The following is a 7,749-nucleotide window of genomic DNA, read 5'->3' as shown; positions in this document are numbered from 1 at the left end:
GAATCCTCCTCGGGTGCGCGTGACGTGTCGCCGCTGGTCGGTTACCCCGATGACCGGGCGGCAATCACCACTTTGCGGCGCTCGAACGCCAAAGCGCAACGCACGTTCGCCAAGACGCATGACGCGGCCGCCGACGAATACGGTAGCCAAGAGCGCGCCCACCGGGTGGCCTATTCCGCCCTCAAGCACAGTTTCGAAAAGGTCGGCGACCATTGGGAGCCCAAAGAAAAGAAGGGTCCGTCGGACGAGCGCGCCGAGAGGGGTGGTCCGCGAGCCTCCGGTGAGTCCGCCGAGGGGGTGGACGCGAACGCAAGCAAGAAGCATCTGCTGGAGCTGGCGCGCCGACTCGACGTCCGGGGAAGGTCCACGATGAGCAAAGCGGAGCTGGTCGACGCGATCAAGAAGCACAATCGCCGGGTCCGCGGCCGCTGAGGACCGCGGCCGCGCCGATGTGACCGAGACCGCACCCCTCGGCCCCGTTTAGGTCCCCGGCTTGCGGGCATTCCGACAGCCATGGTTGCGTCCACCACCCAAAGTCAGCTGCGTCAATGCCTGAGCGATGTGGACTTTCCGGCGAACAAGCAGGATCTGCTTGCCGCCGCCGGCCGCAATGGCTGCGACGACAACACGATTCGCGCGCTGCGGGGCATCCCGCCCGAGACCTACAACAACGCCACCCAGGTCGCCGCGTCCGTCACCATCGCCGACGATCGCGACACCCAGGACGGAGACAAGGCCGCGGCGCGTCGCACCCACACCAAGCCCGGGCTCGCCGAAGGCGCGAAGGACATCGGTGTCCAGAGCCCGATCGTCGACGAGCTGGGTGAAAACCGCGGCTCCTGACCGCTCCTAAGAGCTTGCTGCGCTAGAGAATTGGTCGGCCTCCGGTAACGGCCACCCGCGCGCCGGAGATGTAACTCGCGTCGTCGGAGGCCAACAGCACATAGATGGGGGCGAGCTCCGCGGGTTGTCCCGCGCGGCCCAGCGGCGTGTTCTCACCGAACGATTCGACGCTGTCCGGCGGCATGGTCGACGGAATCAGCGGTGTCCAAATCGGGCCGGGAGCCACGCTGTTGACCCGAATCCCCTTCTCGCCCAGCAGCTGAGCGAGGCTGGCCGAGAAGTTCGCGATGGCGGCCTTGGTTGCCGCGTAGGGTGCCAGGGTGGGGTTGGGCGTGTCGGAGTTGACCGATGAACTACCGATGATCGAGGCGCCGGCCTTCATGTGCGGCACGGCCGCCTTGGCGAGATGGAAGTACGCGCCGACGTTGAGCCGGAACGTGTAATCCCATTCCTCGTCGCTGATTTCGTCGAGGCTTTTGTGCATCATCTGGTATGCGGCATTGTTGACCAGAATGTCGATGCCGCCGAACTCTTCGACGGCTCGATCCACGACGACGCGGCAATGCGCGGCGTCGGACAGGTCGCCGGAAACCAGCACGCATTTTCGCCCGGCACCCTCCACGTGGCGGGCGACGTCGCGAGCGTCGTCGTCCTCATTGAGGTAGGAGATCAGCACGTCGGCGCCCTCCCGGGCGAAGGCGATCGCGACCGCGCGGCCGATGCCGCTGTCGCCCCCGGTGATGATCGCCTTTTTACCCGTGAGCTTTCCCGAGCCCCGGTAACTGTTTTCGCCGCAGTCGGGAACCGGGTTCATCTCGGCCTGGACGCCAGGAGGTGATTGTTGTTGAGGCGCAAAGCCCATCTGTTTCCTCAATTCGTGTTCGAGAATTGTTGCGAGCAAACGGCTCGCGGGTTTTACGGCTCGCGCGTCACCGGGCCCGCCGTGGGAACGTCGGGGTCGTCGTCGGCCGGGGGCTCGGCATCACGCCACTCCTCGGCGCGACTGGGCCGGTTTCCGCGCAGCGTGCCGTCCAATTCGTGCTTGAGTTCGTCGTCCTCGCGCGGGCTGTGCTTGGAGCTTCCGCGTTCCATCGACGGCCCCTTTCGTCCTCGTCGGTTCAGTCCCGCTCCGACTACCCGCCGGGGCGGGGGCTAATCGCTCGCGTTGCGCCAGTGACCCGGCGTGAATATCGATACGGATGTTAAAAGCTGATGCGAAAGGTGCTGTCCAACAAACGAACCGCTTTTCACCAGCTAACCTGCGTTAATTCCGCCATTCGGCGGATTCACATGTTTAGGCAGGAAGGCGAATGGCTATTTGCGATTCGTGTGTGTATTGCCCTTACGGGGGGCGATTGTTCAACACGAAAGGAATGAGCAATGAAGGTCACCAAGAGGGCCATCAAGACAGCCGCCGCGGCCGGGGGTATAGCGGTGGCGAGCGTTTTCGCCGCGTCGACGGCTGCCGCCGCGCCGCCCAACATCCAAGGCTTCGGCACCAGCGAGCAACTCGTCGACGGGCCGCTGATCACCAACTACACGGTGAGCAACCTGCAGCCGAGCAACGTCGCGATTCCGGGCTACACGCCCAAGGGAACGCTCTACCAGGCCGACGTTACCGCCCGGTCGGACGGTGGGCTCGTGACCCCGATGGTCAACGACTTCATCGCCCGCGGCCCGAACGGCCAGAACTACCGGGTGATCGACAAGGTCGGGGCCCCCAACGGCCTTAACCCCGCGCCGATCGCGCAGGGTAACGAGTCGACCGGAACGCTGTACTTCGACGTGACGGGCGCGCCGCCGAACGGCGTCGTCTACAACGACGGGATGCAGGACATCTTGATGTGGACGTCGAATGTGCAGGGTGGCTCGGCGCCTGGCGCCGCCCCGAATGCCAGCCCGGCACCGGGTGCTCCGCCGGCCCCGGCCCACACCTGATCCGGCTTGCGGAAATCTCCCCGCGTCGCGTGCGACGCGGGGAGTTCCGCATTTGGGGGCGGGAGTTGAATCGTGCGCGCGCGAATCGGGTACACCGCACCCATGAGTAACCCGGATCACAGGCCAGCCGAAGTACGCGAACAGGCGAAGCTGAACGCCGAAGAGGCGCGGGCGACGATGGAGGAGCGGCGCAGCGGCCAGGACGGCGGAGTCAGCGGCTGGGTCGCCGAGCGCGCCGGTAGGTGGGATCTCAGCGGCCAGGACGAGACCACTCTGCAGCGGCAGAAATATCTGTGGAACGTGCTGGTGGACTATTGGTTTCGAATGGAAATCGACGGGTGGGACAATATTCCGGCGCCGCCTGCGCTACTGGTCGGCATCCACTCCGGCGCTCCCTTCGTCTGGGACGCCTGGACCGTGGGTCTGCAGTGGTGGCGGCGTTTCGGGCAGGATCGTCCACTGCACGGCACGGCACATGACGCGTTGATGGCGATACCGGTGATCGGCCGGTACTTCCGTTCGATGGGTGTGCTGCCGGCGGCCCCCGACGCGATCGCGACCGCCCTGGCCGAGGGGCGTGACGTCGCGCTGTGGCCCGGCGGGGAAGTGGATTCGCTGCGCCCCTGGGCCGAGCGCGACCAAGCCAACCTCGCGGGTCGAAAAGGATTCGTGAAGATGGCGATTCGGGCCGGTGTGCCGATCGTGCCGATCGCCACCGTCGGCGGCGCCGACGCTATGCCGGTGCTGATCCGCGGCGACAAGCTGTCCAAGGCGTTACAGCTGGACCGCCTGCTGCGCCTCAAGGTGTTCCCGTTGGCGATCTCACTGCCGTGGGGGATCGCGCCGGCGGCGCTGCCGCAGCTGCCGCTGCCGGCCAAGATCAGGACCCGGTTCATGCCGGCCGTGGAACTCGACCACGACCCCGAGCGTGCCGAAGACGACGCCTACGTCGAGCGCAAGTACGGCGAGGTCCAGGACGCCATCCAGGAAGGGATGGACGCGCTCGCGCGCAAGCGCGCGTTTCCGCTCTTCGGCTGACGCGAACCGCCTCGGGCGCAGGGGTTTTCACTGCGCCGGTGTGGCCTCCGTCAGCGTCGTCGGCTCGTCGCTGATGATCCATTCCGGGTGCGGGGGAGTCGTCGCCATGTACCCCACGCCGCGGACCGTGTCGACCATCGATTGATGCCGGGACCCAAGCTTGGCGCGCAGGCGCCGGATATGGACATCGACCGAACGGACTCGGCCGTTGCAGTCGTAGCCCCACGCCTCGTGCATCAGCCGCGTGCGGGTAAACGGCCGACCGGCATGCTGCACAAGGAAACTCAGCAATTTGAACTCGGTCAGCGTCAGACCCAGGTCCTTGCCTTCCAGCGACCCGGCGAGGCTGGTCGGGTGCAATAGCAGGGCACCGAACTTCAGGCTGCCGTTGATTGCGCTGCGCCGGTGAGCGATCGCCCGTCCCAGCCGTTCCTGTAGTTCACCGGCGTCAGTACCGGGTGGCATGACGTCGTCAACGTTCCACTCGCCGTCGACCGTCACCTCGTCTGCTCGCGACACCACTGCCACCACCGCGGTGGCGGGAGTGTCCGTCGTCAGGCGGCGGCAGGCGGTCTGGGCCGCCGCAAGGTCGCCACGAGCATCGACAATGGCGACGTCGCCGGAATGGCGAGGGCTGTGCCCGTCACCGGTGAGGGGCGCTCGCCGCATGATTCGCGCAAACGAATTCAGCGGCGGCAGAGCGCGATCGAAGTCATCCGCGTCGGTCAGCACTAGTACGTCCAAGGACATCTCCCCCAAACTTCGTGTGGGTTCCCCGGCCCGTAGGCACCTCAGGGAGATGTCTGCAAGCGCAGCGGTGATTACCCGCTCGCCGCGAAATTATGCAAAGTGTGTTGAATTAGCCGGCGACCACCGGCCTGGCTAACCGGATCCGCCCGTCCCATCCCGAAAAAGCCGATGGGCCCGGTCCGTTTTCACAGACCGGACCCATCCTCCCAGCAAGCTACTGATTGGCCTTCTGGCGCTGCTCAGCGGCCTCGGCGCCGCCGCGGGCCGCCTCGGCCTCGGCTTCCTTCTTCGCCGCGTCGCGCTGGGCTTCAGCCTTGTCCTGCTGGGCCTGGCCCTCGCGGGTGAGGTCGTCTTGACCCGTCACCGCGCCAACGGCCTCCTTAGCCTTGCCCTTGACGTCCTCAACGACGCCCTTGACGGCTTCAGCAGGTCCCGAGTTGTTGTCCGCCATGGATCAGTTCCTCCTCGTAGGCGTACCTGAGCGTTCCGCGCTCACTGCCGATCGCCAAGGCGACCGGCCCGGTCATGCGATGAGGCTGGCCCTTGCTTCTCAAGACCGTGAAATCCCCACCGCGATGGTGCGGATTCCCCCTGCCGGGTACCGCTCAAACATTCGCGGCCCGGCGGTGGTGAAGCCGCCGGATCGGGCGGCCTCACCTGGGCCGACAGCCGCGAAAAGCCGTCGCAATCGCCAACTCTGCGCATAACGCACCCCGCCGACGCCGCGTTGTGCTGCGATGAGGCAGGATGTGAAATGCCGTTCCGGAGACGTCACCCCGGGATGGCACTCTCATGCGAGGAGCCTGATGACGGAGTCCGGGGAGCCCACGGCGACGGAGAATGGATCAGCTGCCGGGCAGCCGCGACCCCGGCCCAAATACTCCCGAGTCCTGCTCAAACTCGGCGGCGAAATGTTCGGCGGCGGCCAGGTCGGCCTCGACCCCGACGTCGTGGCGCGGGTGGCCCGCCAGATCGCCGAGGTGGTGCGCGACGGTGTCCAGGTCGCCGTCGTCATCGGCGGCGGCAACTTCTTCCGGGGCGCGCAACTGCAGCAGCGCGGCATGGAACGCACGCGCTCGGACTACATGGGCATGCTCGGCACGGTCATGAACAGCCTCGCGCTGCAGGACTTCCTGGAAAAGGAGGGCATCGTCACCCGTGTCCAAACCGCGATCACCATGGGGCAGGTCGCCGAGCCCTACCTGCCGCTGCGCGCCGTCCGCCACCTGGAGAAGGGTCGTGTGGTGATCTTCGGGGCCGGCATGGGGCTGCCGTACTTCTCCACCGACACCACGGCCGCGCAGCGCGCGCTGGAGATCCGCGCGGACGTCGTCCTGATGGCCAAGGCGGTCGACGGGGTGTTCACCGAGGACCCGCGGGTGAACCCCGAAGCCGAGCTGATCGCCGCGATCAGTCACCGCGAGGTCATCGACCGGGGGCTGCGGGTGGCCGATGCCACCGCGTTCAGCCTGTGCATGGACAATGGCATGCCGATCCTGGTGTTCAACCTGCTGACCAATGGGAATATCGCCCGCGCGGTCGCCGGTGAGAAAATCGGGACACTGGTCACCACCTGAGGGGAAGCGCGAACGATGATTCGCCCTGGCGACGATGGAGAACGCAGTGATGTGGGGGCACCTCCCGCTTGCGGGGGAAAGGAGCGGCGCAATGATTGACGAGGCTCTATTCGACGCGGAAGAGAAAATGGAGAAGGCCGTAGCGGTCGCCCGTGACGACTTGTCAACCATTCGAACCGGCCGCGCCAATCCGGGCATGTTCTCCCGGATCGCCATCGATTACTACGGCGCCACCACCCCCATCACGCAGCTGGCCAGCATCAACGTCCCGGAGGCCCGGCTGGTCGTGATCAAGCCCTACGAAGCCGGTCAGCTGGGCGCGATCGAGACCGCGATCCGCAACTCCGATCTGGGCGTCAATCCCACCAACGACGGCACCCTGATCCGGGTGGCGGTGCCCCAGCTCACCGAGGAGCGTCGCCGCGAGCTGGTCAAGCAGGCCAAGGGCAAGGGCGAGGACGCCAAGGTGTCGGTGCGCAACATCCGCCGCAAGGCGATGGAGGAGTTGCACCGCATCCGCAAGGACGGCGAGGCGGGCGAGGACGAGGTCGGTCGCGCCGAGAAGGACCTGGACAAGACGACGCACCAGTACATCACCCAGATCGAAGACCTGGTCAAGCACAAAGAAGGCGAGCTGCTGGAGGTCTAGCGGCCGCTCAGCAGCTAAGTTCACCCGGGTCCGTGGCAACCACCGGCGCAGCCAGCACGCCCGACGAGCCGGCGCGTGAGGGCAAGAAGACCGCGCAGCCGGCCAAGACGACCTCCCGCGCGGGACGCGACCTGCGCGCGGCCATCGCGGTCGGCGCCGGGATCGGTGGCGTGCTCATCGTGACGCTGGTCTTCGCCCCCCGCTTCTGGGTGGCGATCGTCGCGATCGCCATCCCCGTCGCCACCCATGAGGTGGTGCGACGGCTGCGCGAGGCCGGATACGTCATCCCGCTGATCCCGTTGCTGATCGGCGGTCAGGCCACCGTCTGGCTGACGTGGCCGTTCCACGCCGCCGGCGCCCTGGCCGGCTTCGGCGGCACGGTGGTGGTGTGCAACGTCTGGCGCCTGTTTATGCAGGACAACAGCAAGCGACCCGAGCCCTTCGCCGGGTCCCCGTCGGCCAACTACCTGCGCGACGCCTCCGCGACGGTGTTCCTGGCCGCGTGGGTGCCGCTGTTCGCCTCCTTCGGCGCCATGCTCGTCTACCCCAAGGACGGCGCCGGCCGCGTGTTCTGCCTGATGGTCACCGTCGTCGCCTCCGACGTGGGCGGCTACGCCGTCGGGGTCCTGTTCGGCAAGCACCCGATGGTGCCCGCGATCAGCCCGAAGAAATCGTGGGAGGGTTTCGCCGGTTCGCTCGTCTTCGGAATCACCGCGGCGATCCTGACCGCGACCTTCCTGGCGCGCAAGCCGCTGTGGATCGGGGCGGTGCTGGGCGTGATCCTGGTGCTGACCTGCACGCTTGGCGATCTGGTCGAGTCGCAGATCAAGCGCGACCTGGGCATCAAGGACATGGGCCGACTACTGCCCGGCCACGGCGGCCTGATGGACCGGCTGGACGGCGTGCTCCCGTCGGCGGTCGCCGCGTGGACGGTGCTGACACTCGTGCCCTGAG

General features: G+C 66.8%; 11 protein-coding genes. 7 read left to right on the top strand and 4 right to left on the bottom strand.

The features are described 5' to 3' along the window. The first annotated feature begins 24 nt into the window (after nt 1-24). A complete protein-coding gene (locus A9X05_RS24695) occupies nt 25-432 on the top strand; it encodes a ChaB family protein (RefSeq protein ID WP_067748764.1) in 408 nt (135 codons plus the stop codon). A gap of 81 nt (nt 433-513) precedes the next feature. Then, nucleotides 514-843, top strand: coding sequence for a DUF2795 domain-containing protein (locus A9X05_RS24690; protein ID WP_067748753.1), 330 nt, complete (start codon nt 514-516; stop codon nt 841-843). A gap of 22 nt (nt 844-865) precedes the next feature. On the opposite strand, the gene A9X05_RS24685 is transcribed toward A9X05_RS24690, so the two are convergent. Next, nucleotides 866-1,705: a glucose 1-dehydrogenase gene (locus tag A9X05_RS24685; protein ID WP_067748750.1), complete on the bottom strand. Its 840-nt coding sequence runs from the start codon at nt 1,703-1,705 to the stop codon at nt 866-868. Nucleotides 1,706-1,758: 53 nt separating this feature from the next. Beyond that, nucleotides 1,759-1,935, bottom strand: coding sequence for a hypothetical protein (locus tag A9X05_RS31805; protein ID WP_197499191.1), 177 nt, complete (start codon nt 1,933-1,935; stop codon nt 1,759-1,761). Nucleotides 1,936-2,223: 288 nt separating this feature from the next. On the opposite strand from A9X05_RS31805, the gene A9X05_RS24680 reads away from it, so the two are divergent. Then, nucleotides 2,224-2,781, top strand: a complete 558-nt coding sequence (locus A9X05_RS24680; RefSeq protein ID WP_067748747.1) for an MPT63 family protein — start codon at nt 2,224-2,226, stop codon at nt 2,779-2,781. A gap of 102 nt (nt 2,782-2,883) precedes the next feature. Further along, the gene (locus A9X05_RS24675; RefSeq protein ID WP_067784620.1) at nt 2,884-3,819 is read left to right on the top strand and encodes a lysophospholipid acyltransferase family protein; all 936 of its coding nucleotides are present in this window, start codon (nt 2,884-2,886) and stop codon (nt 3,817-3,819) included. Between the two features lie 27 nt (nt 3,820-3,846). Here A9X05_RS24675 and A9X05_RS24670 read toward each other — a convergent pair whose 3' ends face one another. Together A9X05_RS24670 and A9X05_RS24665 are read right to left on the bottom strand one after the other, a co-directional pair. Next, nucleotides 3,847-4,569: a response regulator transcription factor gene (locus tag A9X05_RS24670; RefSeq protein WP_067784618.1), complete on the bottom strand. Its 723-nt coding sequence runs from the start codon at nt 4,567-4,569 to the stop codon at nt 3,847-3,849. Nucleotides 4,570-4,783: 214 nt separating this feature from the next. Further along, nucleotides 4,784-5,020, bottom strand: a complete 237-nt coding sequence (locus tag A9X05_RS24665; protein ID WP_067212426.1) for a CsbD family protein — start codon at nt 5,018-5,020, stop codon at nt 4,784-4,786. 355 nt (nt 5,021-5,375) lie between these two features. Here A9X05_RS24665 and pyrH point away from each other — a divergent pair, with 355 nt between their 5' ends. The 3 genes from pyrH (at nt 5,376) to A9X05_RS24650 (ending at nt 7,748) form a co-directional block, all read left to right on the top strand. Continuing rightward, the gene (pyrH, locus tag A9X05_RS24660; RefSeq protein ID WP_067748738.1) at nt 5,376-6,146 is read left to right on the top strand and encodes a UMP kinase; all 771 of its coding nucleotides are present in this window, start codon (nt 5,376-5,378) and stop codon (nt 6,144-6,146) included. Between the two features lie 91 nt (nt 6,147-6,237). Further along, nucleotides 6,238-6,795: a ribosome recycling factor gene (frr, locus tag A9X05_RS24655; protein WP_067784615.1), complete on the top strand. Its 558-nt coding sequence runs from the start codon at nt 6,238-6,240 to the stop codon at nt 6,793-6,795. A gap of 32 nt (nt 6,796-6,827) precedes the next feature. Further along, nucleotides 6,828-7,748, top strand: a complete 921-nt coding sequence (locus tag A9X05_RS24650; RefSeq protein ID WP_067748732.1) for a phosphatidate cytidylyltransferase — start codon at nt 6,828-6,830, stop codon at nt 7,746-7,748. The last annotated feature ends 1 nt before the right edge of the window (nt 7,749 follow it).

Source organism: Mycobacterium sp. E3298, assembly GCF_001666895.1.
In the GTDB taxonomy this organism is placed as follows: Bacteria; Actinomycetota; Actinomycetes; order Mycobacteriales; family Mycobacteriaceae; genus Mycobacterium.
The sequence above is the reverse complement of the archived record's forward strand: the minus strand, read 5'-3'. Positions and strand labels throughout refer to the sequence as shown.

Coding starts and splice junctions, on each gene's coding strand:
- A9X05_RS24665 (WP_067212426.1), bottom strand. CDS start 5,020: ATGGCGGACAACAACTCGGGACCTGCTGAAGCCGTCAAGGGCGTCGTT.
- A9X05_RS24675 (WP_067784620.1), top strand. CDS start 2,884: ATGAGTAACCCGGATCACAGGCCAGCCGAAGTACGCGAACAGGCGAAG.
- pyrH (WP_067748738.1), top strand. CDS start 5,376: ATGACGGAGTCCGGGGAGCCCACGGCGACGGAGAATGGATCAGCTGCC.
- A9X05_RS24680 (WP_067748747.1), top strand. CDS start 2,224: ATGAAGGTCACCAAGAGGGCCATCAAGACAGCCGCCGCGGCCGGGGGT.
- frr (WP_067784615.1), top strand. CDS start 6,238: ATGATTGACGAGGCTCTATTCGACGCGGAAGAGAAAATGGAGAAGGCC.
- A9X05_RS31805 (WP_197499191.1), bottom strand. CDS start 1,935: ATGGAACGCGGAAGCTCCAAGCACAGCCCGCGCGAGGACGACGAACTC.
- A9X05_RS24670 (WP_067784618.1), bottom strand. CDS start 4,569: ATGTCCTTGGACGTACTAGTGCTGACCGACGCGGATGACTTCGATCGC.
- A9X05_RS24690 (WP_067748753.1), top strand. CDS start 514: ATGGTTGCGTCCACCACCCAAAGTCAGCTGCGTCAATGCCTGAGCGAT.
- A9X05_RS24685 (WP_067748750.1), bottom strand. CDS start 1,705: ATGGGCTTTGCGCCTCAACAACAATCACCTCCTGGCGTCCAGGCCGAG.